20 protein-coding genes and 1 pseudogene are annotated in these 25454 nt (G+C 62.0%); 5 read left to right on the top strand and 16 right to left on the bottom strand.

The annotated features are described in order from the left end of the window. Window positions 1-98 precede the first annotated feature (98 nt). From ACHL_RS22955 to ACHL_RS22945, 3 genes are read right to left on the bottom strand one after another with little or no spacing between them, the layout of a single operon-like run. Entirely contained in the window at window positions 99-1706 is a 1608-nt protein-coding gene (locus tag ACHL_RS22955; RefSeq protein ID WP_009358125.1) for a 4-hydroxyphenylacetate 3-hydroxylase family protein, read from the bottom strand. Beyond that, window positions 1703-2143, bottom strand: coding sequence for a nuclear transport factor 2 family protein (locus ACHL_RS22950; protein ID WP_012623563.1), 441 nt, complete (start codon window positions 2141-2143; stop codon window positions 1703-1705). The genes ACHL_RS22955 and ACHL_RS22950 overlap by 4 nt, the downstream gene beginning before the upstream one ends. 50 nt (window positions 2144-2193) lie before the next feature. Next, a complete protein-coding gene (locus ACHL_RS22945; RefSeq protein WP_157672523.1) occupies window positions 2194-5232 on the bottom strand; it encodes a BTAD domain-containing putative transcriptional regulator in 3039 nt (1012 codons plus the stop codon). 118 nt (window positions 5233-5350) lie between these two features. On the opposite strand from ACHL_RS22945, the gene ACHL_RS22940 reads away from it, so the two are divergent. The 4 genes and pseudogenes from ACHL_RS22940 (at window position 5351) to ACHL_RS24785 (ending at window position 9292) form a co-directional block, all read left to right on the top strand. Continuing rightward, a complete protein-coding gene (locus ACHL_RS22940) occupies window positions 5351-6130 on the top strand; it encodes a flavin reductase (RefSeq protein ID WP_012623561.1) in 780 nt (259 codons plus the stop codon). A 418-nt stretch (window positions 6131-6548) separates the two neighbouring features. Next, on the top strand, window positions 6549-7463 hold the full coding sequence (locus tag ACHL_RS22935) for an intradiol ring-cleavage dioxygenase (RefSeq protein ID WP_009358122.1): 915 nt from the start codon (window positions 6549-6551) through the stop codon (window positions 7461-7463). After that, window positions 7460-8182, top strand: coding sequence for a substrate-binding domain-containing protein (locus ACHL_RS24010; protein ID WP_157672522.1), 723 nt, complete (start codon window positions 7460-7462; stop codon window positions 8180-8182). The genes ACHL_RS22935 and ACHL_RS24010 overlap by 4 nt, the downstream gene beginning before the upstream one ends. 550 nt (window positions 8183-8732) lie before the next feature. Beyond that, a pseudogene (locus ACHL_RS24785) lies at window positions 8733-9292 on the top strand (recombinase family protein). Window positions 9293-9616: 324 nt separating this feature from the next. Here ACHL_RS24785 and ACHL_RS22925 read toward each other — a convergent pair. From ACHL_RS22925 to ACHL_RS22910, 4 genes are all read right to left on the bottom strand, one after another. Next, a complete protein-coding gene (locus tag ACHL_RS22925) occupies window positions 9617-10528 on the bottom strand; it encodes an intradiol ring-cleavage dioxygenase (protein WP_012623558.1) in 912 nt (303 codons plus the stop codon). A 70-nt stretch (window positions 10529-10598) separates the two neighbouring features. Further along, complete coding sequence (locus ACHL_RS22920; protein ID WP_009358118.1) at window positions 10599-11675, bottom strand: maleylacetate reductase; 1077 nt, start codon at window positions 11673-11675, stop codon at window positions 10599-10601. A gap of 3 nt (window positions 11676-11678) precedes the next feature. Further along, entirely contained in the window at window positions 11679-13475 is a 1797-nt protein-coding gene (locus tag ACHL_RS22915; protein ID WP_009358117.1) for an FAD-dependent oxidoreductase, read from the bottom strand. Between the two features lie 223 nt (window positions 13476-13698). Continuing rightward, a complete protein-coding gene (locus tag ACHL_RS22910; RefSeq protein WP_050767227.1) occupies window positions 13699-14661 on the bottom strand; it encodes a helix-turn-helix domain-containing protein in 963 nt (320 codons plus the stop codon). A gap of 607 nt (window positions 14662-15268) precedes the next feature. Here ACHL_RS22910 and ACHL_RS22905 point away from each other — a divergent pair. Continuing rightward, on the top strand, window positions 15269-15598 hold the full coding sequence (locus tag ACHL_RS22905; protein ID WP_012623556.1) for a histone-like nucleoid-structuring protein Lsr2: 330 nt from the start codon (window positions 15269-15271) through the stop codon (window positions 15596-15598). A gap of 95 nt (window positions 15599-15693) precedes the next feature. Here the strand turns inward: ACHL_RS22905 and ACHL_RS22900 are convergent, their stop codons facing one another. The 9 genes from ACHL_RS22900 to ACHL_RS22860 form a co-directional block, all read right to left on the bottom strand. Beyond that, on the bottom strand, window positions 15694-16134 hold the full coding sequence (locus tag ACHL_RS22900) for a DUF4913 domain-containing protein (protein WP_012623555.1): 441 nt from the start codon (window positions 16132-16134) through the stop codon (window positions 15694-15696). A gap of 11 nt (window positions 16135-16145) precedes the next feature. Continuing rightward, window positions 16146-17915, bottom strand: coding sequence for a type IV secretory system conjugative DNA transfer family protein (locus tag ACHL_RS22895; protein ID WP_012623554.1), 1770 nt, complete (start codon window positions 17913-17915; stop codon window positions 16146-16148). Beyond that, window positions 17912-19369 (bottom strand): helicase HerA domain-containing protein, encoded by a 1458-nt coding sequence (locus tag ACHL_RS22890; protein WP_012623553.1) that lies wholly within the window; start codon window positions 19367-19369, stop codon window positions 17912-17914. Before ACHL_RS22890 ends, ACHL_RS22895 begins: the two co-directional genes overlap by 4 nt. A 137-nt stretch (window positions 19370-19506) precedes the next feature. After that, entirely contained in the window at window positions 19507-21015 is a 1509-nt protein-coding gene (locus tag ACHL_RS22885) for an SCO6880 family protein (protein WP_012623552.1), read from the bottom strand. Beyond that, the gene (locus tag ACHL_RS22880) at window positions 21002-22252 is read right to left on the bottom strand and encodes a hypothetical protein (RefSeq protein WP_012623551.1); all 1251 of its coding nucleotides are present in this window, start codon (window positions 22250-22252) and stop codon (window positions 21002-21004) included. The genes ACHL_RS22885 and ACHL_RS22880 overlap by 14 nt, the downstream gene beginning before the upstream one ends. Next, window positions 22249-22989: a hypothetical protein gene (locus ACHL_RS22875; protein WP_012623550.1), complete on the bottom strand. Its 741-nt coding sequence runs from the start codon at window positions 22987-22989 to the stop codon at window positions 22249-22251. Before ACHL_RS22875 ends, ACHL_RS22880 begins: the two co-directional genes overlap by 4 nt. Before the next feature lie 25 nt (window positions 22990-23014). Next, entirely contained in the window at window positions 23015-23284 is a 270-nt protein-coding gene (locus tag ACHL_RS22870; RefSeq protein ID WP_012623549.1) for a hypothetical protein, read from the bottom strand. 11 nt (window positions 23285-23295) lie between these two features. Continuing rightward, on the bottom strand, window positions 23296-23901 hold the full coding sequence (locus ACHL_RS22865; protein ID WP_012623548.1) for a DUF6668 family protein: 606 nt from the start codon (window positions 23899-23901) through the stop codon (window positions 23296-23298). 32 nt (window positions 23902-23933) lie between these two features. Beyond that, the gene (locus ACHL_RS22860; RefSeq protein ID WP_012623547.1) at window positions 23934-25427 is read right to left on the bottom strand and encodes a MinD/ParA family ATP-binding protein; all 1494 of its coding nucleotides are present in this window, start codon (window positions 25425-25427) and stop codon (window positions 23934-23936) included. Window positions 25428-25454 lie beyond the last annotated feature (27 nt).

Genomic DNA, 25454 nt, shown 5'->3' with positions numbered 1-25454 from the left:
TTCTCGTTTCACGACTGCCCGCTCATAGGCGGATTGATCTGGGGGCGCAGCGGTAAGGCAGGACCCGGGAAGGGGTATCCCGGGTCCTGCCTGTTTCTTTAGGCCGGCGTGGTTACCGCAGGGTCACTTGATTCGGCGTTCTCGATGTAGCCGTCGTGCACGTCCTGGGAGCGTGCGTATTCGGGCTGGTACTTGACGCTCGCGTAGTGCGAAGCCTTTTCGGCCTCTTCTGCTCGCCTGCCAAGCTCGGCCGTATCGCCAAAGCCCAAGACATCTCGTGCCAGCTGTGTCAGGGGTCCGTCAACCTGATACTCGGTGCGCTGCATCGTGAGGATGTTGATCAGGTATGGCGGAGTACCGTTGAACTTTTCAAACATCTCGTGCCTGCTACCGAATTCGGTAAGGAAGCGTTCACTGATTTGACGGAAGATCTTGATTCGATCGCGGGCGCTGATCTCGGAGCCGCGAAGGGCTTCCTGAAGTTTCGGTCCAATGTAAGGGTGATCAAGCTCGCGCTTGGTGGGCTGAATAACGATGCCGCGGCCGCAGAACTCGATGAGCATGTTGACAAACTCGTGCTGGTGCTCGAGATAGTGTGCCCGGCCGAAGTCAATGAAGATGTTGTTGGGCTTATACAGGCCACCGGGGGTGTGGAAGCCCGTCTCTTCTGCAGCGATCATGAACGCCCGGCACGTCTCGCGGAAGCGGATGAGCTCTGCCAGCTGAGACTGGACCACGGGGTTCTTGCTGGTTCCAAGAGCCTGGGTGATGAGCAGGCCAAGGCCGACCATCAGCTCTGCGTGCACTGTCTGACGGATCTGGGTCTCGAGGTGTACCCAGTCGAACTGCCGCTGGGGGTACCACTTCGCGTGTTCCGGGTTTCCGACGTGCTGCACCTGGTCCCAAGTAATGAGAACATCGTCAAAATAGACCATGCCGTCGAGCTCGTCTCCCAGTGTTGCCAACGGACGATCGTAAGGATCCGCATCAGGTTGGGCGCGGGATTCGCGGGCAACGACGCTCACGCCGGGTGTGGCCAGCGGCACCATGGCGTAGATGGTTTGTTCGGCTGTCTGGCCGGGCCGCCACAGGTTACCGATCAGCAGGTTGTTTACGAACGGGATCGAGGTTCCGATGGCTTTCCAGCCTCGCACGACGATACCTTCATCGTTTTCCTCGATGATACTGAGCATGGGCGTTTCGGCCATTGAGTCATCGCGGCCCCGGTCGTACTGCACGTCGACGAACATTGGCGAGACCGCCAGGTCCTTGGCGGTGACTTCGTCCCAGTGGCGCTGGATGTTGCCGGACAGGTCACGGTGGCCGTTCTTAAACCTGGAGTTTTCCGCCCATGGTTCCTGGTCGTCCACCTGGGTGAACATGACGACGTTCATCCCTGCCGGCGGTCGGGTGAAGATGCCGCCCTGGAAGTGCCGGAAAATGAAGTCGGCGTAGTTACGACGCTTGATGACGTCTTCCTTTGAGCGCGGCAAGAACCAGTGCATCGATTCGCGTTTGCCGTTCTCGTCGACGAACGTCAGGAGGTCCTGGTTCTCCGGCTTGAGATGAAGGTCGTAGTATTCGGCTATTGCCTGGGCATAACCCTTTGTCTTGGGATGCGTCGTTACATCCTCAATGAGCTCTCCGCCGACATAGACTTTGCGTCCGTCGCGAAGAGACTCCAGGTATTCTTTTCCTGTCCTCATGCTTTAGCTCCTGTATTCATGGTGTTCATTTGGTTATGGAACGTTTTGCTGTCCCAGAAGTCCTCCGACCGCTGGATCAGCCCTTGAGCCGTTTCCAGAATGTGTACGCCTCGCAGCTGCAAACGCTGACCAGCGGCCTTCAGGTTTCCCATGTCCCGTTGCAACGTCGCGGTGAGGACATAGCGGCCCATAGCGCGATCCGTCGTTTCGAGATCATCCAGCGCGTGCCAGTGCGCATCAGGGAAGGCTGTGAAGAAATGAGCCAGCCCCGCCGCAACTGCATCGCGTCCCCGAGCAACATGGCTTAGTGCGATGTCCTCATGCTCGCCGTCAATTGCGTACAAGGCAGCCGCTTCGGCGTGGTCGTGCCTGTTGTACGCCTCATGCAGGCGCTTGAAGATCGATCCCGGACTTTCGAAGCTGGCGTTGTTCTCCATGGGTGCAACGATCCGGTATCAGGTGTTAACGGCTGCGAAATAGCCGGCAGTTAACGCCTGAGCCGTTGAAACATTTGTTGGGTTGAGTCTGAGGGCGTGATGCCCAGCTCTTGGAGTGCTGCCTTGCAGCGGCGGTAGGAGGCTACGACGCCGTCCTCATTTCCTGTGGCGCTGGCTATCCGCATGAGAATTCGCCAAGCGCTCTCTTTATACGGATCTTGGGCGACAACTTGTTCCGCAAGTTGCTCGGCCTGGCGGTACTGCTGGGTTGTAAATGCCATTTGGGCAGCCTGAAGTCGAGCTTGGGCTGCCTGCTCCTCTAATTGCTCCCGCCGCTGCGTTGCCCAGGATGAATCCATCCCCGGCAGGTACTCCCCGCTGTCAACGATGGCAAGCGCCTTCAAAAGCGCTTCAAGTCTTCCCTGCCCGCGGAGTCGTGCAGCCTTTGCGATTAACGCCTCGAATCTGGTGGACTCGCTGTCCAGAATGACGGGAGTGGTGAACGCCAAGGTATTGCCGGTGAAGATTGGTCCGATACCGGCAGGAAGAGCTTCCCGAAGCCGGTGAGCGGCCTGGCGCAAGTAGGCTCTCGCGGACTCGTCTGATTGACCATCGAAGAGCGCCGAAAGCAGATCTTCGCGGGAAGCATGGTGACTCGGGACTGCGGCCAGATAGGCTAGTAGATTCAGACTTTTGGCAATGCGCGGCTTTACCTCTTGCCCAGCGACTGAGATGGCAATCCGCCCGAACTCGGATAAGAGAATGACGGGATGCTGATTCCAACCTGCTCCCACGCCGCGGGCCATCAGGGCCTGGCCCAGTTCATGCCATGGTGAGTCGGTGAATTCTTCAGAGTCCAGGCGACGAGTTAGTACTGCCTGAAAATCCGCAAGGGCCAGTAGAATCTGGTGGTTGGATTCTTGGAGCCTGGCGGCAACCATCGCCTGGTCGGCAGCTGCATCAGATTCTGTCAAGTCACCCTGTCTCCATTCGGCTTCAGCTAGGTATATCGCCGCAGCGGGCAGGTCAAGAATGCGGTTGGCCTCGGTCATGCTGTTAACAGCTCGTCTGAGCATCACGACGGCGTCGTCATTGTCTGACCGGGAAAGCAGAAGCGCGAGGCCCTTCCAGGTATCCAAAGCCTCACTAATGAAGTCATAGTGGCGCCCTCCGGCGTTCTCCACCTGTTCGAGAAGATTTAGCGCAGCAACAGGGTCGTGGTTCAAACGCAGCTCAAGTTTGGCTTCGATGAGGCGGTTCAGCCACTCGAACACAACGGAGCCGCTTGCCCTGACCAATCCCTGGCCCTTGGCAAGTACCCGTTGCGCTTCTTCTGTGTCCTCCAGATCGATCATCAGTTCCGGACCAACAATGCCGTGCATCCAGGCGGGCGCCCAGTGGCCAGCATCAGCTGAGCGATAGAGCTCCAAGGCCTCCGTCAAGCGGCCTGTTGCTCTAAGAGCGCCCACTCGCCACGGAGCGGAGACTGCAGCAGCCCATGGGGAGTCCGGCATTTTGCTGACCTCACTCAGTCTTCCGTGGGCGTAGTGCACGCGCATCACCAAAGCATCCAGTGGTCCACCACTAAGGGTAGGAGCGGGGTAAGCGCCGGTTGCTTCCCGACGGGTGGCAAGTGATAGCAGGTAACGGACAGCATCAATCTCTGGGCTATTCGGGGCCAGGTCGATCACCGCCCGCATATCGTCTAGCCGGTCCAGATGCCAGTAACACCACGCCATGATTGCACCACCCCGCGGGGAAAGACGGGCCAGGTCATCCCTGACACCGTTTGCCTGAAGATCATCGGCGATAGCCACGCCCTTTCGGTAGTCCTCGCGGGCTATTGACAGCATGAGTGTGGCCGGGCCCAGCCTCCGGGACCCGGAACTGCCAGGTGGGGCGAGGTAACCGAGCCACCTTTCGGCAACAACGAAATCGAGTCGGTCTAGTACGTCGCCTATAACCACTTCGGCAGCATCCACAGCTCGGTCCAGCTCTTCTGCGGCCAGGAACTGCTCGACAGCTTCCTCAAGATGGCCCTCGGTGACTAGAAGGTCCCCATAGGCGCGCCGTGTAGCCTGAACTTCTGCCTTTCCCCGGCGCTCCAAACAAGTCACCAAGTATTCTCGGAATCGAGGGTGGCACCGCATGCGGTAGGTCCCGGAAATCCAGGAAACAGGCAAGTGGTGGCTTCGCAGTCTAACCAGCAAATCGCCGGCGTTGGATTGACCCAGGGCTGCCGCCCGGGATGGTGTCACTTCGTCCAGTAAGGAAGAAACGATGAGGAACTCCCGTTCTTCAGGAGCCAACTTAGCCAGGATTTGCGAAGCCAGATAGCCATGTAGGGGGTCAGCCTCACCGCCGGTTCCGGAAATGTACAGCCGTGAGTGCCACGCCTCAAAAAGAACCCCTGTTACCCAGCCGCCTGTTGCCTCGACGGCACTGGAGGCGTCAATGTCTGTTATTCCGGCTTCAACGAGTGCCCCTGCAGCTTCCTCGGGAGTGAAGGCCAGGTCCTCCTCACCTATAGTTGCCACGCGATCAACCCCAGCCTGAGCACTTAGATCGATCGGTAGATCAACCCGAGTAAGCAGGACAACCTTGAGTCCCACCGGTGCATAACGGACAACCGCCCCGACGACGTCCAGCGCTTCGTAGGCGCCAACTAGATTCTCCAGGCCATCAAGCACCAGCAGGAGATCTTCATCTCCTACAGACTCGGCCAGCAAACCAGCCACTTCGGGATGGGGAATACGCGCCGTGAGCGCGCTGCTGGCCAGACCGGCAGCGTCTGGCACGTGTGCTGCTATTGCCGCCTCCAGATAGATGAGAAGCCGGCCGGGGGCAGCGTCTGTCCCGTCCAGAGTGAGCCAGGCAATAGGGCCGCCCCATGTGGCAGCAGCCTGAACAATCGCCGTGGTTTTGCCGGAACCTGCCGTTGCGGCAACCCAAACCACGCGGTTCTGGTTTATCAACTGACTGAACAGCTGGTTAAGACGGGGCCGCATAACCAGTCGCTCCGCCAGAGGCGGCACCGCGAGTTTGCTGCGAATTATCAGACCAGCCGAACGGCCTCTAGTGCGTGACATAAGACACAATATAGCCCGGGTGAGCGGCGGCACAGATCGCCCATTTCGACCTCGTTAACGGGCGCCCACGATGCTGATTCATGAACTGCATCACATTTATCGCTTGAGAGGAACCATCATGAGCATCTCCGACACACGGGTCCGGGAGTCTGTCGATCCGGTTGCCTTCCGTAGGGTCATCAGCCATTTCACTAGCGGGGTTGCGGTTATTACGACGCAACACGCCGGCACCAAGTTCGGCGTAACGGCCAGCGCTGTGAGCTCCCTCTCCATGGACCCACCTATGTTGTTGGTGTGCCTGAATCGACAGCTCGCCACAACAGATGCTGTGAGCGAGGCCGGCGTCTTCGCTGTGAACATCCTCGGGGATAAGCAGGCCGAGTTAGCGGTTCAGTTCGCGACCCGGCATCCCGACAAGTTCAGGGACGTGGAACTGATGACCCGCGAGCTTGACGTCCCGCTCATCTCTGACGCGTTGGCGCAGATTGAATGCACCATCGTTTCACGCACCGACGTGGCAACACACGCTGTATTTATGGCCGAGGTGAAAACGGCTGAAGCCGGTGCAGGAGATCCCTTGGGGTATTTCAGAGGCCAGTTTGGCAGTTTTACTCGGGCCTTGGATGAGTCTGTCTACGAGCTGATCCGCGAGACCATCCTTGCCCGTACCGGTAACGCTTCTGGACCTATCACTGCGGCCAATATGGCCCTTGAACTGAAGGTTGACCGTTCCTCGGCTTATCATGCTCTTCAGCAACTTCGAAATGAAGGGCTATTGCTGGCGGAGCCCGATGGGACTTACCTCCTGACACCCAAGCTGACAGCAACGGACAAACTGTCAATGCCCGCCGCCCCAAATGCTCTGAGCGGATCCTCACGTGAAACGGGAAGCCGGTGAGCTCGCACTTGGCGTATTCGTTCCGCAGCGGACACAGGCAACAGGAAGTGTCATCCCAAGTGGCATTACCTGATTGGCAAGAGGTCTCCCCCGGCCACGACGTTTCCCTGTACAAAAAGGGCCAGGGCCATTTCCACGGACGAGTAGACGACGTGACCGCTGACGGGGCGATTATTTGGGTGCATCTTGCAGGGGGTTGGGGGCGCCGGATGTTTGCTCGAGCGGACGGCTATCACCTGACTCTCCACTGGAGTGGGACCCTGCACGAAAAACAAACAAGGTGATCCAGAGCTGGTTCTATCCGGTCGCCGCTACGAGCAACGACTACCAGTAACCCGGTCCCAAACCGAATCCCTCCCGAGTCAAGTCATCTTTCCAAGCACACTACGGAACCTCACAAGACCCCTAAGGAATCCTCATGACGACCCGTCAAGTAGCCCCACCGATTTCACCTGAACAGGCAGCGGTAGAGCAAGAACTCGTGGACACAGTAGTTGCCTCTTTTGAGAAGGCGCAGGACCCCCGGTTGAGGCAACTCATGCAAGCCCTCACCCAGCACCTACACAACTTCGCACGTGAAGTTCGCCTCACGGAGGACGAATGGAACGCGGGCATAGAATTTCTCACCGCCGCCGGCCACATCACCGATGACAAGCGCCAAGAGTTCATTTTGCTTTCTGACGTTCTAGGCCTTTCCATGCAGACCATCGCCATAAATAACGAAACCCACAAGAACGCGACTGAAGCTACAGTTTTTGGGCCGTTCTTCGTCCAGGATGCCCCCGAAATCCCGATTGGAGGCGACATCGCCGGTGGGGCAAACGGTCAGCCCTGCTGGGTCGAAGGCATCGTTACAGACACCAGCGGTAAACCTCTTCCCGGCGCCCGAATCGAGGTCTGGGAAGCCGATGAAGACGGCTTTTACGACGTCCAATACACGAATCACCGAGTTGCTGGCCGCGCCCATCTCTTCGCTGACCAGGACGGACACTACGCCTTCTGGGGACTGACCCCAACACCGTATCCAATCCCGCATGATGGGCCGGTGGGGAAAATGCTGGAAGCGGTAGGTCGATCTCCCATGCGCGCCTCGCATCTGCATTTCATGGTTACAGCTGATGAACACCGCACCTTGGTTACTCATATCTTTGTCCAGGGTGACCCTTATATTGAAGCCGGCGATTCAGTTTTCGGAGTCAAGAGTTCCCTAATCAAACGCTTTGAGCAACAACCAGCGGGAGCCCCGACTCCTGACGGTCGCGAGCTTCACGGTGCAACATGGGCGCGCACTCGGTTTGATATCGTGCTTGCTCCTAATCCTGATCTGAAGTGAACACTGAGACGACGAAACCGAGTTCCGTAACCGCTACCGTGTCTCTTTTCTGTGCTAATGCTCTCAGGAAGCCGGTAGAGGAGGTGATCATGCCGGCTTTTACCAGAGCTACTGGACAACCTGTATATATTGTCTTCGATTCAACGGCGAGGCTCCTGGAAAGGGTCAATGCGGGGGCTAAACCGGCTGTATTTGTAGGTCTCTCAGGTTCCCTTGGGAACCCGGAGCCTCCGGGCAGCGACGCCTTCCACACTGCAAGACACATCGTTAGGTCGGGAATCGGAGTCGCTGCCGCCCCCGATGCCAAAGCTCCCAGCATCACAACCGTTGAGGAGCTTGCCTTTGCACTTACAAGGTGCCGCTCGGTTGCCTACTCGAGGACGCGACCGAGCGGGACCTATTTCCATCGGATGCTCGAGGACCTAGGGATAGCTGACATAGTGAACTCCCGCGCCACTTTTGTGGAGGAAGGGTCAACAGCCAGCGCTTTAATTGACGGACGAGCCGTTCTAGCTGTGCAACAAATCTCTGAACTCAAGCTAGTCCCCGAGGTGAACTTTCTCGGGCCGCTTCCAGCCGCCGTTCAGAGGTACACGGAGTTCTCCACATATTTATGCAATAAGACAGCCGATAAGTACCTGGCAACCGCACTTTTCAACTTCCTGAGCAGCTCCCTCGCAAGATCCGCCTACGCTGCCGCTGGCCTCCAAGCCTTTTAGCTGCATCGGTGCAGCTCTGGTCCCCGACCGGGTCCGTTGCATGTGGGTGCAGGAAGAACCTTATGTACTCAACCAGAACTGACTATGCCCGATCTAGCGTAAATTATCCGACTATGTAGGAGCCAGGATGCCAACAAGAAGCCACACCTTAGGCCAGGACTGGAAGCCCGAAGGACGAAAAGAAGAGACCGATAGCTGGCAGGGGCCTATCCTCGTAGAGTTTTGCGCCTCTCCTTGGGTAGGACTGCATTACAACGACGAATATCGAAGCGAAGAGACCGCCGCTCACTAGGAAACTTGAGATGTGATCCTGACGGTGCCGAAGCCCAAGCGGTGTCAGCAGTGGTTGATCAACGAGCCATTTCACGGATTGGGCAAGCGATTTGTTGCTCTCTTTGGGCGTGAACGGATGCGCCGTTCCTGACATGGCCAGGGACCTGGCAGTGCCAGACTCCGGGCACATACCCCGACAAACCCGACCGGCAAGCATTGACCTTCTTCTGGGTTGAGCCTAGACCTCAACCTGACAGGACGAGGTTTGGAGACGCAGGTGAGCGGACAGCGGCTCGCGTACGTGTGCGTTAGCACGGTGGAGCAGAACGAGAAACGCCAGCTCGGCCAGGTTGACCGGGTCTTCACCGACAGGCCTCGGGCAGGGACACCAGCAGGCCACAGCTCACGGAACTACTCCAGTTCGCCCGCGACGGGGACATCGTGGTGGGGCACAGCATGGACGGCTCGCCCGCAACCTCGTCGACGTACGTGCTCTCGTCCATGGTCTGACCCGTGAGGGCGTGCGGGGTGGAGTTTCGTCAAAGAGAACGTAGTCTTCATCGGTGAGGACTCCCCTATAGCCAGCCTCATGCTCCCGTCCTGGGTGCCTTCGCGGAATTCGAACGCTCGCTCCTCGCGGAACGCCAAAAAGAAGAAATCGCCCTGGCCAAGCAGCGCGGCGCCCACAAAAGACGGAAAAAGATCCTCGCACCGGAACGGTGCCGCCGTACTGGTCCCCGCTCCGTAAGCGGTGTTCCAAAGGCCGTCCTTGCCCGTGACTATCGAATCAGCTGCGAGACCGTCTACCAGTACCTGTGCCACGCCAAGCAAGACTGAGCCTCTCCCCTGCCGACGCCACCACGCGGAGACGAAGCGGCGATTCCTTGTAGGACGTATCTGGAACTCAACCTCACAGGCGAAGGGTTGGAGCAACAGTGGCCGGACAGCGGACCGGGTATGTGCGCGTGAGCACGCTGGGTGACCGAGCGCCGTGCAGAGCGCAAATGAGCGACGCGTATCTCGGAGTCACCGCAGCAGGAGGTACGGTCGACATTCGATCGCTCACCATTGCCAGCCTTAACTCCTTGCCGGGGACGCGCAGCGTGCACTTTGGGGCTCAGCCACGTTGCCCTGCCTAGGTTTGAGCAGAACTCTTTCATTTCATGCGAGGGCGGGGGCGAGGACCACGTCGAAGCGGGTGCGTGCCCAGGTCTGGTTGCCCAGGTCCCGGCCGTCGGGGGTGGGTGTGCCTGCCGGCTGGGGTTCGAAGCGTTTGATCAGGGAGTCTTTGACGCCGAACACTGAGTCCCCAATTTCGATCTGCGGGTCTCCCTCGACGAAGATGTGGGTCACGAGGGTCCGCAGACCGTGGGCGGTGACCATGAAGTGCAGGTGGGAAGTGCGGACTGGTGAGCGCCCGGCCGCCTCAAGCATCTTGCCCACTGGCCCGTCGTGCGGGATGGGGTACGGGGTGGGGGTGAGTCCCCAGAAGGAGTATCTGCCGTGGTCGTCGGCGTAGAGGTAGGCGCGTCCGGCAACGCGCGCGTCGGCGTATTGGACGTCATAGAAGCCGTCTTCGTCCGCTTCCCAGACCTCGATGCGGGCGCCCGGCACAGGGTTCCCGGAGGTGTCGGTGATGGTGCCCTCGACCCAGCAGGGCTGGCCGTGGGCGCCGCCGGCGATGTCTCCGCCTAGGGGGATTTCGGGTGCGTCTTCGATAAAGAACGGGCCGAAGACGGTGGCCTCGGTGGCGCCTTTGTAGGCCTTGTTGTTGATCGCGACGGTCTGCATGGACAGGCCCAGGACGTCCGAGAGCAGGATGAATTCCTGGCGTTTGTCATCGGTGATGTGCCCGGCGGCGGTGAGGAATTCGATCCCGGTGTTCCACTCGTCCTCGGTGAGACGGACTTCGCGGACGAAGTTGTGCAGGTGCCGGGTCAGGGACTGCATGACCTTCTTCAGACGCGGGTCCTGGGTTTTGTCGAAGGACGCGATGACGGTGTCCACGAGTTTTTGTTCGACGGCGGCCTGTTCCGGGCTGATGCCGGCGCCGGCATGGATGATTCCCGACATGCTTTACTCCTGTGGTTCGAGGGTGGGTTTGTGCTGGCGGCTCGGCCGGCGACCGGGCAAGGAACCCGAGTTAGAGGTCCAAAAGGACTTGGGGCTCTTCGCCGGTCAGGGCCGCCTGGACGAGGCGGCTGAGGTTCTCTGCGGTGACGGCGCGCGGGTTGGACGCCGGGACGGCCGGGAGAATGACGGTCACGGCCTCAGCGATCCCGTCGGCGGTGAAGCCGTAATCAGACAACGCTTTGGGCGCGTCCAGGCGTTTGCGGAGGTTCTGGAGTCCGGTGAGGGCGTCGGCGGTGCCGAACGCTGCGGCGATGCGGGCCTCAGCGTCGGCAGCAAAGGGAGAGTTGAAGGCCAGCACGTAGGGCAGCACGGTGGCGTGGGTCTGGGCGTGGGGCAGGTTGAACGTGCCGCCCAGGACGTGGCAGATCTTGTGGTGCAGCCCGGACCCGGCGGAGGCGAACGCGACCGCGGACAGGTACGCACCGTAAAGAGCCTGCTCGCGTCCCTCAGTTCCGGTAGGGTCATCCACGATCAAGGGCAGGCCGGAACTGAGGGCGCGGATGCCTTCGGCGCTAAGTGCGGCGTTGATCGGGTCCATGTGGGGCGCCCACATCGAGTCGATGCAGTGGGCCATGCCGTTCAGGCCGGAGGCGACGGACATGTCTACCGGCAGGGACAGGGTCAGGGCCGCGTCGTAGATGACCGTGACCGGCAGTACGGCGTCGTCCACCCCGGTGGTTTTCCGGGATGCCTCGGTCAGGCCCCACACGTTGGTCGCTTCTGATCCGGCATAGGTGGTGGGCACGGCGATGACCGGGATTCGGGTAGTCATCGCCACGGCCTTCGCCAAGCCTGTGGTCGAGCCGCCGCCGACGCTCACGAGCAGGTCGATGCCGTGCCCGGCCGCGGCGGCGCGTGCTTTCTCGGCGGTCTCGATGGGAACGTGCATCACCACATCGTGGTGCCACAGTGCCACCTCGATGCCGGTAGCGACTGTACGGGCTATGTCGGTCTCGAAGTCAGAGGCGATGACCATCACCCGCTGTGCGCCCAGCCGGGCGACCTCGGCGGCAAGGTTCGCAGCGGCATTGCCGGTGCCGAAGAGAACGCGCTGGCCCAAGGTCACATGCTCAAAAGTCAGGCTCATGGGTCAGTTCTCCCGGTTCAGGATTGCGGCGACGGCGGCGTAAAGGGCACCTTCGGGGTCGTCCGCCAAGCGGTCCGCGCGCCAGCCGACGTGCTTGTCTGGACGGACCAGTACCGCACCGCTTTCGGCCACTTCACGCAGTTTGGCCCAATCGAAGTACAGGTCGGTGACGTCCTGTCCCGGGCCGATGACGACGGACCCGATCGTGACGCCGAGCCGCTCGCTAACTTTCTGCGCGGCAGTTGTCCAGTCCTCACCGGTGATGCCGGTGAAAACCGTGAATTGGCCGTAAGGTGCCAGATCATGCGTGGAGTGCTTGTGCACGTTATCTCCGATCCAGGCATGTGGCAGTCGCCCGCCCGGATAAGTAGACGGCTCGTAGTACAGCTCAGGATCGCGAGCAGGTGCCGGTTTCTCTGTTCCGTCCGGGACGATGGCTGAGGAGTCGTAATGCTGGCCGAGTTCCACCCCGTGGGCGTTGAATTCGTAGTTCTTGATCTCCATGGCCGCGTGGATGGCCTGGCGCTTCGCGGCCCCTTCGGCGGTGTTGTTCTTGCGCGACTCGATCAGGGCGTTCATCTCCTCGGCAGTTTCGGCATTGTCGATGCCGAGTGCTTCGAAGAGCTTGCCGAACTCCCGGCCAGACTTGTTCGCCCGGGTCACGATCTGCTTCGCGACGGGCGCCCGCTCGATGGTGTAGGTTTCCAGCAACTCCACCCCGGCCTGGCCCTTGAGCACAGCGGCCAGTTTCCACGCCAGGTTGTAGGAGTCTTGAATGGAAGTGTTGGAGCCGAGCCCGTTGCTCGGGGGGTGCTTGTGGACTGCGTCGCCGGCACAGAACACGCGGCCGGCGTGCAGCCGGGTGGCGTACTGCTCATTGTTTCCCCAGAGTGAGATGCCTGTGATGTCCACGTCCAGGTCAGGTACGCCGATCAGGTTCCGGACAACTTGCCGGGCATCGTCCTCGGAGACCTCGGGGGTGCCGTGGGCGATGTCGAAACCCCAAACTATAAGCCATTCGTTCCACGGCCGGACCATGCGCACCAGGCCGGCACCGATACCGCCGATGTTGGAGCCGGGCTGAACGACCCAATACAGCACCGAGGGCCGGTGCCCTACGAACTCTGCGATGTCAGCTTTGAAAGTGATATTCATCGAACCGGCAATATCCATCCGCCCCTCGTAGGGCAGTCCCACGTCTGCGGCCACCCTGGAGCGGGCACCGTCGGCCCCGATCAAATACTTGGCGCGGATGGTGTAGCCATGGCCGGTGAGCCGGTTCAGCACCCGCACAGTCACGCCGTCCTCATCCTGTTGGTGCGAGACATACTCAGTGGAGAACTGCGTCTGCGTCCCGCGCATGGTGGCATTCCTGACCAGGATCGGTTCCAGGTACGTCTGAGGGATATCGCAGTTCAGCGACGGCGAGGCCAGCTCATAGTCCGCGTGACGCGCGGGATGGTTGCCCCACGTGAGGATTCGGCCGATTTCCTCCCCTGCAATGGAGGTACAGAAGACGGTGTCCCCGATCATATGATGCGGAGTCGCGTCAGCCAGCACCTGGTCCTCAATGCCCAGATCTCGAAAAATTTCCATGGTCCGCTGGTTCGTGATGTGCGCCCGGGGCGTGTTCGCCGTCCACCGGTATTTCGTGATCACAATGTTGGGCACGCCCAACGAGGACAGGAAAAGCGCGGCCGACGACCCGGCCGGGCCTGAGCCAACGATAAGGACATCCGTCTCAACGACGGCTGAGTCTGGGATCTCGGTCTCAGAGACCCCGTCATTGAAAAGCACCATTGCTTACACTCCACTTCAACAGCCGGTCTTGTTCCGGACTACTTCCGAGTGTTTCAGGTCATTCCGCAGCCAAGCGGTGTCGCGCCGTTATCGGCGGAATCAAGCAAAAGCTGGGCGGATTGGGGTAAAAAGTCACGTCGGACACCCTCATGACCTGCAGCACAATACTCGCCTGTAAGGTTCGGCTGACCAAGAGGAGAGGATGCTCCAACAATATGACTCATTAGTCGCTGGCGGACCGGCGGTCCTGCAGCGGGGAGAGGCCGAATTTCTCCTTATAGACGCGAGAAAAATGCGCCTGCGAGGCAAACCCCTGCTGCAGCGCCAGGGCGCTCAGAGGAATCCGGGCGGCTGCCGGGGAGAGTAACTGCTGCCGGGCCGCCTCTAGCCTCGCATTGAGAATAGCTCGCGGTACGCTGGTGCCACCCTCCGCGAAGATGCGTGAGAGCTGGCGTTCGGAAATGCCGACGGCTGCAGCAATTCGCCCGGCCGACAGCTGCGGATCTGCGGATTGAAGAGAGATAAATGCCTGCGCAGCGGCCAGATGTCCGGCCGGTCCTGCGGGAGCGCCGAGGGTGACGGCGAGCAGTTCCAGCGCCGTGTTTTCTAGTTCGTCCCAGTCCCCGGCCCGTCCGGACAACGCGGCACCGAGGGAAGAGGCCAGGGCGCCGGCGTATATACGCTCCGCCTGGGGGCCATGGAAGCCAAAAACCTTGGGGCGTTTCAGCCCAGACTGCCGCGTGAGTTCCCTCAGGGTACTGCGGGGAATCTTCAGGGCCAGCTCCTTCAATCCGTGCGAAAATCCGCGCATGAACGGCTGGTCCGCGTCATAGAGGATTGCCTCGCCCGGCCTGAGGATTTCGCAGCCGTCCTGGTGATAGAAGAAGCCCTCGCCCTCCAACGTGAAGTACGCGACCACGGCATCAGCTGGATGCGCAGCAATTTCCCGCGCTGACCGTTCTACAACGTGCGGATTGCCCCAAACCTGGGCCACCTGCAGCCGGGGCAGGTTCAAATTCAGCTCGGTAGCTTTCAACCCGCCACCCGCCAGTGTTCGGGCCTGCAGCCCGACCAGGGCGCGCGCATTGTGCTCTTCCCACATTGCGATCCGCCGTGCCTCGGGCAACCCCGCCGTCGAGAACCGGGTCAAGCCGTTCGGGCGCACACCTGGTATGGGCTGCGTCATAGTCTGAAGTGTACGTGGTCAAGGGCAACGCTGGATCAACACTCGTGACTGCGGACTCGTTGGCGTCAGGAGATACAACCTTTGCAGGTTGTGTCCAACTTTGTTTCTGAACTCGGGTTTCCGGACTCACTCCCTTGAGATGCCCCTGCCACCACGGCTCGTGCTACTGGCGCCCGTGCAGAGAGAGCCTGGCTTACGGGCAGGGAGACGGTCCGGTTAGGTACACCCCAACCTGACGTCAGGCAGCTTCCAGAGGAGCGTCAGAATAGGGTCGTGAGGGCGGTTTCTTACAGTCCCCTAGCCCTAGTCTTAGATTCAAACCTGACAGCCGGCCGCTCTGATGTTGCCGGGGGCCTCAGCGATTGTGCGCAACAAGTTGTTGCGCAATTGTCCATGGGCCTTTGGATAGAAGGTTTCGCTGCCCACAGCCGGGGACAATCCTGATGGGTTATTCCACCGCTACTGCTGCTAAGGGAGCTGCCCAAGGGCTCCCGATTCCAGCCGTGGATAACCCGGATTGACCCCCAACTGTGGACTGCTCGCATTCCGAGCGGCGGTCTGGATAAGTGAGGAATCGCGATAGTCAGCAGACTGATAGCCTTAATTCATGGCAAAAAAGACAGTCGTGCTGCTGGAAGATGATATTGACGGTTCGAAAGCTACCGAAACCCTATCTTTCGCCCTCGACGGCAGTGAATATGAAATTGATCTCAACGAGGGGCACGCTAATGAACTACGTGACGCTCTGGCTCGCTTTACCGAAGCTGGGCGCAAAGTGGCCGGCGGTCGTGGTCGCCCCGCGGTCCGTACCAAGTCCTCGCATGGAGGCCCTGATGCCAAGGCGGTGCGGATGTGGGCGGCCGAGAATGGCATCCAGGTCAACACGCGCGGCCGTATCCAGGCGGACGTTGTAGAGAAGTACGAAGCCGCGCACTAAAGCCGGAAAACAAGAATCAAGGGCCGGAATCCATTACGGATTCCGGCCCTGATTGTTTTGGTAGCGGCTACAAATAGCCGTGCAGCTGATGCCTTTCAGGCAGGAATAGTCCGGACGTCCGGGAACCAGCCTGCGGGCGCCTTTTTGGGTTCGAGGTGTTCGGGGTCGCGGTGTTTTTGCATGTCGCATTTATAGAACGGTCCCCGTGGGTCCAATAGCACACCCATGTGATGGTCCGCGTGGTCTCTGAACCAGACGCTAATGCCGGTTGCCCCGTCGAGCCGGAGGTGTTCCCAGGACCGCCAGAGAGCTTCCACCCGGGAGACCGCTTCGGGGTGGAAGTACCACTCGAGGCACCATTTGGCGGCGCGTCCGTCGACGTCGCGGACGTAGGTGGGCAGCAGTTGCTCGTGAAGGAATTCCTCGGCTGAACCGTAAACCAGTTCCGGCGGCTTCTGCTCCTGGCCGGGGTTATCCCCGGGTGCCTCTACGTCCGGGCCGGGTGCTTCGCCGAACCGGCCGATGTCGATCGTCATGCCCTGCTCCCCTACCCGGTGACCCAGGGATTGGCGGCCGGTGCCGCTGCCACCGGTACCGGTTCTTCCTCCGGCTGGGGGCTGTACTTTTTGATTGATGCTTCGACGGCTTCTTTGTGGGGGCCGGTGTACCAGGGCATGGTCCTGACCAGGGTGGCTGGTGCGCCGGAGGCGAGGATCACGGCGCGGCCGCGGTCCAGCTCGGCCAGGTTGGAGACGTCGAAGATCCGTTCCTTGGCCTCCTGCCGGGAGCGGCTGGATCCGGACTTCCCGGAGGAGACGGAGATATTGATGTAGCTGTAGTCTCCGATCAGGTCGGAGAGTGCGCGGAGGAACCCTTCCTCGGCGACGCCGCCGCCGTAGACTTTGACGTTCGCGGCCGACCAGATCTTCCGCATGTTCGCCTCTCCCCAGAGCTCGACGCCCTGGGACCAGGACTGCAGGATGCCCATGACGATCAGTCCTTTTGAGCCGTAGTGGCTGAATTGGTCCGGCAGGCCAGCCCACCTGACAACGTTGGCCAGCTCGTCCAAGGCGAACAGTGCCGGTTTGGGCAGGCGCCCGCCGCTGCGCTCGGCCCGTTCCTCCATTGCCTCGGCGATTGCCACGGTCAGCGCTGTGGTGAGCGGGGCGGCCGATCCTGCCCCTTCCTTGGAAAGGATGTAGATCGTTTCCTGGGAGGCGGCGAAGGCGTGCGGGTTGAATTGCCGTCGCGCATCCCCTGCCACGCTTGCGCCGCCTGTCGGGGCGACCCAGCGGAGCGTGTTCCGGCTCTTGAGGCACTGGATCATCTTTTCGGCGGTACCGAAGATACCGTCGCGCTGTTTGTCGGCCAGCTTTAGCGTGGACTCCAAGCCTTTGTACTGCAGCTCGTAGTCGTGCTCCCGGAGGATTTCGATGGGTTCCTGGCTGACCTGCTCTGTCACCCACAGGTAGACCTGGGTGATCGGCAGGCCACCGAGGGCTGCGGCGAGGAAGTACGAGGAAAGGATGTCCTCGGCTTTGGGGTCGAAGTAGGCGTCCGGTTTTGAGCCGGGCACCCGTGAGCCGGCAGCGAAGTGTTGGGTGAGTTTGTAGGCCTTCTCTTCGTCCGTGACGTAGGAGAGGGGGTTCCACCACCAGTCCGGTTCTTCCTGGGCGATCTTCTGCGGATCGAAGACCCAAACCGGGGCCGCGTTCTCGCGGACGCCGCGGGTGCCGTCCACGACGTCACGCTTGTTCGACGTCGAGACAACGGCGCCGGGCGCGTCCAGGATTGCGGGCATCACCCGGGAGGTGGACTTACCCGTTCGGGGTCCCCAGATGTCGAGGCTGAGGTCTTCCCATGACTGGACGAACTTCTGTCCGGTGGAGACGACCTTGCCGACGACGATCCCTGGGTTGTCGTTGATCCCGAGACGGTCGGCTTTGGCCTGCGCCCCTTTTTCGGAGAACGCGTCGAGGGCTTTGCCGCGGCCCAGGTAGCGGGCCGCCTTGTCGACACGGGCACGCTTGGATGCCCCTTTCCGCCAGGCCACGAGCACGACAATGGCAAGCGCGAGGATCAGGGCGGCCATGACGCAGACGACGATGGTGGATTGGGTGGGCCAGGGAATCCGGCCTTTGATGAGGCCGGCTATGAGGTCGATGGGGTGAGCTGGGGGCTTGGTGATGCCCGCCATCCAGGACCCGAGGTGGACGGCGGCGTAGGTCCCGCCGCCGAAGACGACGATGGCAGCGATGGCCAGCCAGACCAGCAGGGCATCTTCGAGGCCCATTCCTTTGCGGTTCGGTGCGCTCACAGTGTTCCTCCTTCTGTCGGCAGTGATGGTGCTGCCTGGTCCATCAGGGTTTTCGCCGGTGCGTGCCAGCGGGTGTCGGTGTCGTTCAGGCCGTCGTTCTTCTCGATCGAGGTCAGCCCGATTTGGACGGGGATACCGGGGCGGCCGCCGACCTTGATCAGGAACTTGCCCCTGCCCGGGGGCTCGATGTCGAGGCCGCGTGAGTCCCAGGCTGGCGGGTCCTGCCAGGAGATGAGCTTTTGCTGCTCCTGCCGGGAGAGCGGGATCGCGGAGGTCAGGAGCGGCATTTCTGAGGCGGGCAGGCCGCCGCAGATCACCATGCCGGAGCGTTCGACGAAGCCGCGGGCTTTCATCCGGTCCTCTTCCGCCGGCAGCGCGAGCAGGTCGGACATGGTGTGGGAGATCATGATTTGCCCGACACCGACGGACCGGTTCAGCCGGGTGAGGGCGTCGACCCGGTCGACCATGCCCTTGCCGGAGCGGAGCGCCCGCCATAGTTCGTCCAGGACCACGAAGTAGTTCCGGCGTGGTTCCAGCCCGGCGTCGGCGAGGGTGTTGGCGACGTTCACGGTGCCGAAGCCGTAGGACCAGCAGGCCAGCAGCACGGCGGCCTGCAGGTCGGTTTCGGTTTCGTCGATGCTGGAGACGTCGAAGACCACGGCGCGGTCCCGCTTCATCGGGTTTGTGGTCTGCTGGGAGAAGATTTCTCCCAGCTTCCCTCCCCCGGTCAGACCCAGCAGGGTTGCTTCCAGCGCCCGGGTCTCCCGCAGGTAGACGTTCATGTCGCCACGGTCCAAAGCGACCTGCCGCAGCTCGTCAGGTGCGGAGACAATCACCTCCAGCAGGTCTTTCAGGACCGGGATCCCGTCGAACCGGTCATCGAGGACCCGCAGCGCCCGGTCCAGGATGGTCTGTTCCTGATCGGTGGGCGGGTTGTTCCGGCTGATCGTGATGAGTGAGACGACCATGTTCAACCGGCGGCCGTGAGCATCGGCACGGACCCGGGTGGCCGCTTCATGATGGCCGTGCTCCTCGAGGAGCTGGGCGACCTCGACGGCCTGGCCCGGGTCGAGAATGTTCAGGTAGCCGACACCGCGGCCGAGCTTGATGACCTGCCCGCCGAGAGCTTCGACGGCTTTGACGTGCTCGCCTTTCAGGTCCCCGAGAACCAGGGGGTTGACGCCCTGGGCGGCAAGGCCCAGGAACATGCGCCGGACCAGGGTGGACTTGCCCAGCCCGGGTTTGCCAAGGATGAAAGCGGAAGGGTTGGAGATGAGGCGGGCACGCTGGAACCAGCTGATCGGGTCGCAGCAGACCGTGGCCTGGGTTTCCTCATGCCGTCCGAGCGGCACACCGATCATGGGCGAGGACGCACCGGAGGAGAACGGCCACAGACCGCAAACCTGGACCGTGGTTCCCCGGTACTCCTTCACCGAGGGGACGAGCTGCGCCATCCCGCCCCCACGTCCGGCCCAGCCACGGGCACCCGGCCCGGCCTCATTCGGCCGCTTACCCGGCTTGTCCTTTGGAGTGCTTTTTACTTTCTTTACTGGCTTTACTGTCATTGCTGGCAAAACGTCCTTGAGTGCCATTAGAGGGCGTCCCTGATTTCGGGTGGCATCATGCTGTGCTTGGGCAGCACCAATCCCAGCGGCAGGGAAGCGGCGAACGCGGTGTCCTGTGCCCCGTAGGCGCTGCGCAGCAGCACCCGGGCGGTGCCTGAGGTCTGTTCGATGGCGGCCACGGCATCAGGCAGCCGTTCCCTGTCGGTGACTGTGGCGGTGACGACCATCCCGAAATTCACCAGGCCGGCACCTCGGGCTTCTTCCTGGGCGGTCTGCACGGCGGAGCGGGCATCGACCAGGTCGCGTGCGGTGGGCCGGCCTACGGAGGTGATGCGGACGTTGGCGTTGTTCTGGTCGCGCTCCACCACGGCGGCAGCCTTCGCGGAGTCCATCGGACGGTAGAGCAGGGAGACGCGTTTGCGGTCAATGTCCCCGTGGGGGGCCAGCAGCCGGGACAGGACCGAGGAGTTCACGGACCCGCGAGGGGCTCCGGTCATGGTCCAGGAGACAGAGAACGCGGAATCGTGGCGGTAGCCGTCCCAATTCGCCTGCGTGGCGGTGGGGCCGACCTCGCCCCAGGCCAAGGCAACAGGGGAACCGGCGGCGTGGGCTTCATCAATGATCAGAGCAGCGGGCGGGTCATAGGCGACGCGGACGACTTCGCAGAGTTCCTGCGCTGACATCGGCCGGGCGATACCGGCGCCGGTGGACTGCAGCCGGGCTGACAGCCCGGGGACCCGGGAGGCAAGGTCGCGGGCCACATCTTCGGGTGTTCGCTTCTTCGACCCGGAGCGCAGGGAGGCGTTGAAGGTCAGGGACACCCAGGCGCGGACCGTCGCTGATCCCTCCGGATAGGTGTCGACGACCTCGCGCAGGATGGCCTGGGCGAACTCGGGTGCGTTGGGGTCGAGGTTCATTTCGACTTCGTTCCGGAGCCGGTACCCGGAGTCGGGGGCGGTCTCCACGGTGACGGCAGCGGCGTCCAGCCCGGCTTCGTCGGCAAGGCCGGCGAGCCAACCACCCCAGTTGGCGACCCAGGCGTCGACCTGCTCAGGGTCAACCAGAGAGGCCCCGTCGGGTTCGGTGGAGAAGATGACGGTGAAGTGGCTGGTGGCAGGTACGTGAAGCATGGCGAACGGGCGTTTGTAGGAGTCGGCGAACTCGTACAGGGTGGACTTCGCCGCCAGTCCGGGGAGCTGGTACATGCCCCACTCCGTCACCCCCAGAGGGCCGGAGCGGTAGAGGTTTGTTCCGGAGGACCGGGAGAGCCGGAAGGCCATCCGGGTGCCGAAGCGGTCTACAGCGGACTGGCCGTGCTTGTCCTTGACCGTGAGCAACAGGGCGCTTGCCCCTGCAAGGGCGAGGACAGCGAGGCCCAGGAACAGGCCCCAGATAGCGAAGGTGGTGATGCCCAGCAACAGCCCGGCCATAACAATCCCGGTGCCGATAGCGCCGAGGTTGCCCAGCCCGGCCGAGCGCGGTACGCGCCAGTTGCCGTAGGACGGTTCCTTGTATTCGGTGTTAATTGCTGCCACTGGGGCCCTCCCCGGTTGAATCCTGCGCGGTCTTTTCAATTGCCTGCGACGTCTTGGTCGCCACGTGCGCCCCGGCCGCCAGAGCCATCCCAGCCGGGCCAGCTGCCGCTGCCCCGCCGCCTGCCCCCGCGGTCCCTGCCTTGCTGGCGCCAGCAGCGCCTGCGGGTCCACCGAGACCCGGCGTTCCAAGGGTGGGCTGTCCTCCCCCACCCCGCGGCCCGGATGGTCCATCACTGCCCTTAGGCGAGCTGATGGTGTGGGTACCGTTCGGGCTCTGGGTGTTGTTGGTCGTGGGAGGTATCGGGGCTGCATTTCCCCTGCCGCTGCCGCCACGGCCCAAGGACACAGCACCAGTGGCCATGGCACCAACGGCAGCCCCTGCTGCGGCTCCGCTGCCCGAGGCAACGGCACCAACCATCGGTGTCACGAACCGCATCAACGCCGGGAGCGCGAACAGGGCAACGATCATCAACGTGAACCCTGTGATCGAGCCGACCAGGGCGTCCTGCCCGTCCGGGTTGCCCATCAGAAGGAACGCGACTGAGTACACGATGGCCGCCGCGGGCTTGTAGAGGATGAAGGCGATGGTCCAGCCGACTGCTTTCTGGAACCACTGCCTACCCATCTCGGTGTTGGTGAACGCTGCAGTGGTGGGCAGGATGCCCGCCAGGATTACCAACATGCCGCTGCGGACCACCATCAGGACTATCTGGACCAGCGAAGCTATTAGCCCGACCAGGCCCAGGATGATGAGGATGAACACCCCGACGTCCGTCTGGCCCGTCACGACGAGCATGTTCATCGCCTCGGCAAATCCTTTGCCGTCCGTAGAGCGCTCAATGATGGCGACAGAAAAAGTGTCGGCCGCGATCACCAGAATCGAGATGACACCCAGACCCAGGCCGGACACCAATGTCAGTGTGAGCAGCGAACGGAGCAGGTCCTTGAGCGGTGCACCACGCTGCTCCCAAATCATCCGGATTCCACCGAGGATCACGGCGAGAACCGCCAGAGCCAGCGTCCATGGCATTAGTTCGCTGTTGACCGCAGAAACAACCGGGCTTGGATTTGTCCCGTCCTCGCTCGCCAGGTTCACCGTGGGCATTGAAACCCAGAAGGTCGATAGAGTCGTCACCATCTGACTCATGCCCTCCATGATGGCCTTGGCGAGATTCCCTATCGCATCATCAGTGATGCCCGCTATCCAATCTCCTGCCGGGTTCCATACGGGCTTCATGCTCCGCTCCACGGGATGAAGCCTGAGAGATCACGGATTTGGCGGGGTTCTTCCAGGGGTGCGCCGTTGTCGGCTACCACTCCTTTCCAGTCACCGTCCTGCCAAAGCAGGTTTGTCCTTACAGAAGCAAGCGCACCATTATCTGCCGTGAAGGCCAGTTCAACCACAGCTTGGGCAGATGTATACGAAACGTTGAATCCAGCTATCTGGATCTTCACGGACGAGGGCGGGGCGGCGGTTTGCGGTGCCTTCATTCCTGCATCCCGGCCGATTCCCTTAGCCACAAGCTGTTGGGCGATGGCTCGCTCCTTGGAGGGATCGCTACCCAGAGCCCAAAGATTCACCGCAGCATATAGTGCACCCGTGGGTGTGTGGGCGAAGCAGGACCGGATGCCCTGATCATCGGTCTTCCCTGGACCAACCTTGGGGTCAGTTGGGGCAGCCATGCTTCCTACGAGTTCCCACTTCGTCTCCGGCGCAGCGCCCAAAGCGGTTTCCGAAGATGAGGGGAGCCCGCAGACACTTGCCTCAGCCCCAGCCGACGCGCTGGGGGTGGCTGCTACAGACCCGGTGGGCTCCCCCGACGGAGGGGCCGGCTCCGCGTTGCCCTGCCCCTTGGGGAGAAGGAAGATCACGATGGTTGATGCGATCAGCGCGACCACCAGCGCGGCCGCAATGATGAACCCGGGTTTGGTGAACGGATTGCTTTCGGTGGTGCTCTCTGTTGACTGGTTCATGCGAACCTCCCGTGTTGGTGTTGGCTTAGACGAAGGCGCGGACGATGCCGGCGGCGCCGGTGATGATGATGCAGCCCAGGAGGACCCAGCCGAGCTTGCCGATGGCTTGTGCGCCTTCGCCGCGCTGGAGCTGGATGACCATGCCGATGCCGACGATGATGACGCCGAGAACGCCGAGGACCAAGCCGATGCCGGAGGCCCAGTTCAGGACCAGGAGCAACCCGTCTGCCTCTGCCGGGATGGTCGGAGTGGGGTTGGGGATGACACCAGTTGCAAGTGCGGAGAAGTAGTTCATGGTGAGACCTTTCAGTTGGTGGTTGGTTTAGTGGTGTCGATGGCCAGAGCGGCCAGGTCGGTGATGAAGCCTTGGTACTCACGGGGCGGCGGTGCCGTGGTGTCCCCGTGCCGCCAACCCTCTACCCACGGCAGGGTCCATAGCCGTGGCGCTCCCCCGCCGACGATGGCGGTGAAGTCCCGGAGTGCTTTGGGAGTCTTCCCCGGCGCGTCAGCAAGAACCGCGAGGCCGAGCAGCTCAACTTTCGGCGTTGCTCCTGACACCCATTGGGTCAGCGCACTCTGGGCGGCTGTCAGACCGCGCATGTCTGCGCGGCAGACCAGCAGGACCCGTGGTTTGCTTTCGTCCTGGAGGACTGGCCAGCAGTGCCCTGTGGCTCGTCCATGAAGGAGGTCCGCGATTCTGCTTTCGCCCGCTCCCCCGTGAGCGCCGATGACCCACAATGCGGCGGAACCGGCCATTGTGCGGCTGGCCAGCCGGTCCGCTGCGTCGGGTTCGACCATGCCGGTTAGTGGGGCACTGATGACTGCCGCTGGGGGCAGGTACGTGTCCAGTGCTTCCTCCTCCGGCGTTTCGGTGCCGGGGCTGGTAATCCAGGGGTTCAGGGACTGGTGCATGGTTCCTCCTTTCGGAAGTCAGCTCGTGTGGTTTAGAAGCCTTTGGCGACCGCGGCTGCAGCCGCCAGCCATGCCCGCTGGGTGGCGGGCTGGAGGGCTTCATAGCGGATGGGGCCGTTGACCAGAGCCGGGTCGTAGGGAATCCTCACGACGGCGCGGACGAACGGCTCGAAGCCGTCAGCGATGCGCTGGGCTTCGTCCTTGGCCCGCTTCAAGGCATCCCCGGACATAGTTCGCTTGGCGTCGGTGGATTCCGAGACGATGACGACGGCGTTACGGGCCAGCTCGGCGTCGTGGCCGCCCCGGGATTCGAGGGTCTGCAGCGTCAGCCGCGCGGCTTCTGCACGGTCCTCGATGGCGGTCACCGGGACAACGAGCTGGTCCGTGTGGTGGATCATCCGTCGCCAGTTCGCTGCGCGGGCGGTGTTGCCCGAGTCCATGACCACCAGCCGGTAGTACCGGGTGAGGACTTCGTGGGCGATGTCCACTTCCTCGGCAGTAATCTCATGGTCGCCTTCCTCGTTCTCGTCGGAGCGCAGGACATCGAACTTGTCGGCGGTCTGGTGGTGAACGAATTTGGCAATCTCGGCAGCGTTCGTGGACGGGGACAGCAGCTCGGTTGAGGAGTCGATCAGGTCCAGGACGCTCCGGTCATGGGCGCCCTTTTCCGTCCGCCAGCCCAGGGTGCCTTGGGATTCGTTGTTGTCCCAGGCGACGGTGGAGGCCCCGCTGTAGCGGGCGAGGATGGCCGAGAGCATGACGACCGTGGGGGTCTTGTTGGCGCCGCCCTTGCGGTTGACCACGGCAATGGTCCGGGGACCGGGCCAGTGCTGGCTGACCGTGCGGATATCCTCCCGCTCGGACCGTTCTTCGGCGGACGGGTCCATCCGGAGGCCCAGGCGCGTGAGCGCACCCCGCCAGCCCTGCGTGGCCGGCTCCAGGACCGGGGCGCTGACCAGGAACGAGGTTTCCTTCAAGCTGCGCCGGGTCGGCGGTGCTTCCTTCACGGCATCTGCCGGCGCTGGCGTCGTCTCTGACGCGACGGAGTTGGGCGGCCACGGCTGGCCCACCGTGGCGACGGCAGCAGCCGTAGGCTCCGCCGGAGCATCCACAGACTCAGCCGCCGGAGCATCCACAGACTCAGCCGCGGGAGCATCCACAGACTCAGCCGCGGGAGCCGGGGTTTCAAGGACTTTGGGAGCTGGCGGCTCGGGCATAGGTTCCGCTGCTACTACCCTGCGGCGGGCGGGGTGTGCCTCGTAGGAGACGGATTCGATCCTGTTGTCCGGGTGCACGATCAGTTCACCGTGTCCTTCGGGATCCTCGATCTGAGCCCTGACGGGACGGTTCAACGTCTGGGCCTCGCCCACAACGAGGGCAAGGGCGTTGTTGCGAAGATCCTGCAGGGATTCCCCGGCAGGGACGATGCGGGAGTTACCGGCGACAACGACCTCGGCGGTCCCGTTTTCACGGACGATGGCCCTGATATTGGGAAAGGCCAGGACCTCGGTGGATGTGGTGCTCATGGGCTTCTTCCTTTACGTGTGAGTTGG

The sequence above is a fragment of the Pseudarthrobacter chlorophenolicus A6 genome, assembly GCF_000022025.1.
Lineage (GTDB): Bacteria > Actinomycetota > Actinomycetes > Actinomycetales > Micrococcaceae > Arthrobacter > Arthrobacter chlorophenolicus.
Note: the sequence above shows the minus strand (reverse complement) of the source record. Positions and strands in the feature narration are given on the sequence as shown.

What these genes read in the sequence shown, in the direction of transcription:
- ACHL_RS22870 (WP_012623549.1), bottom strand. Translation starts at nt 23,284, where the DNA reads ATGAACTACTTCTCCGCACTTGCAACTGGTGTCATCCCCAACCCCACT.
- ACHL_RS22955 (WP_009358125.1), bottom strand. Translation starts at nt 1,706, where the DNA reads ATGAGGACAGGAAAAGAATACCTGGAGTCTCTTCGCGACGGACGCAAA.
- ACHL_RS22950 (WP_012623563.1), bottom strand. Translation starts at nt 2,143, where the DNA reads ATGGAGAACAACGCCAGCTTCGAAAGTCCGGGATCGATCTTCAAGCGC.
- ACHL_RS22890 (WP_012623553.1), bottom strand. Translation starts at nt 19,369, where the DNA reads ATGGCGCAGCTCGTCCCCTCGGTGAAGGAGTACCGGGGAACCACGGTC.
- ACHL_RS22905 (WP_012623556.1), top strand. Translation starts at nt 15,269, where the DNA reads ATGGCAAAAAAGACAGTCGTGCTGCTGGAAGATGATATTGACGGTTCG.
- ACHL_RS22945 (WP_157672523.1), bottom strand. Translation starts at nt 5,232, where the DNA reads ATGTCACGCACTAGAGGCCGTTCGGCTGGTCTGATAATTCGCAGCAAA.
- ACHL_RS22860 (WP_012623547.1), bottom strand. Translation starts at nt 25,427, where the DNA reads ATGAGCACCACATCCACCGAGGTCCTGGCCTTTCCCAATATCAGGGCC.
- ACHL_RS22910 (WP_050767227.1), bottom strand. Translation starts at nt 14,661, where the DNA reads ATGACGCAGCCCATACCAGGTGTGCGCCCGAACGGCTTGACCCGGTTC.
- ACHL_RS22915 (WP_009358117.1), bottom strand. Translation starts at nt 13,475, where the DNA reads ATGGTGCTTTTCAATGACGGGGTCTCTGAGACCGAGATCCCAGACTCA.
- ACHL_RS22900 (WP_012623555.1), bottom strand. Translation starts at nt 16,134, where the DNA reads ATGACGATCGACATCGGCCGGTTCGGCGAAGCACCCGGCCCGGACGTA.
- ACHL_RS22920 (WP_009358118.1), bottom strand. Translation starts at nt 11,675, where the DNA reads ATGAGCCTGACTTTTGAGCATGTGACCTTGGGCCAGCGCGTTCTCTTC.
- ACHL_RS22925 (WP_012623558.1), bottom strand. Translation starts at nt 10,528, where the DNA reads ATGTCGGGAATCATCCATGCCGGCGCCGGCATCAGCCCGGAACAGGCC.
- ACHL_RS22940 (WP_012623561.1), top strand. Translation starts at nt 5,351, where the DNA reads ATGAGCATCTCCGACACACGGGTCCGGGAGTCTGTCGATCCGGTTGCC.
- ACHL_RS22880 (WP_012623551.1), bottom strand. Translation starts at nt 22,252, where the DNA reads ATGAAGCCCGTATGGAACCCGGCAGGAGATTGGATAGCGGGCATCACT.
- ACHL_RS22875 (WP_012623550.1), bottom strand. Translation starts at nt 22,989, where the DNA reads ATGAACCAGTCAACAGAGAGCACCACCGAAAGCAATCCGTTCACCAAA.
- ACHL_RS22935 (WP_009358122.1), top strand. Translation starts at nt 6,549, where the DNA reads ATGACGACCCGTCAAGTAGCCCCACCGATTTCACCTGAACAGGCAGCG.
- ACHL_RS22865 (WP_012623548.1), bottom strand. Translation starts at nt 23,901, where the DNA reads ATGCACCAGTCCCTGAACCCCTGGATTACCAGCCCCGGCACCGAAACG.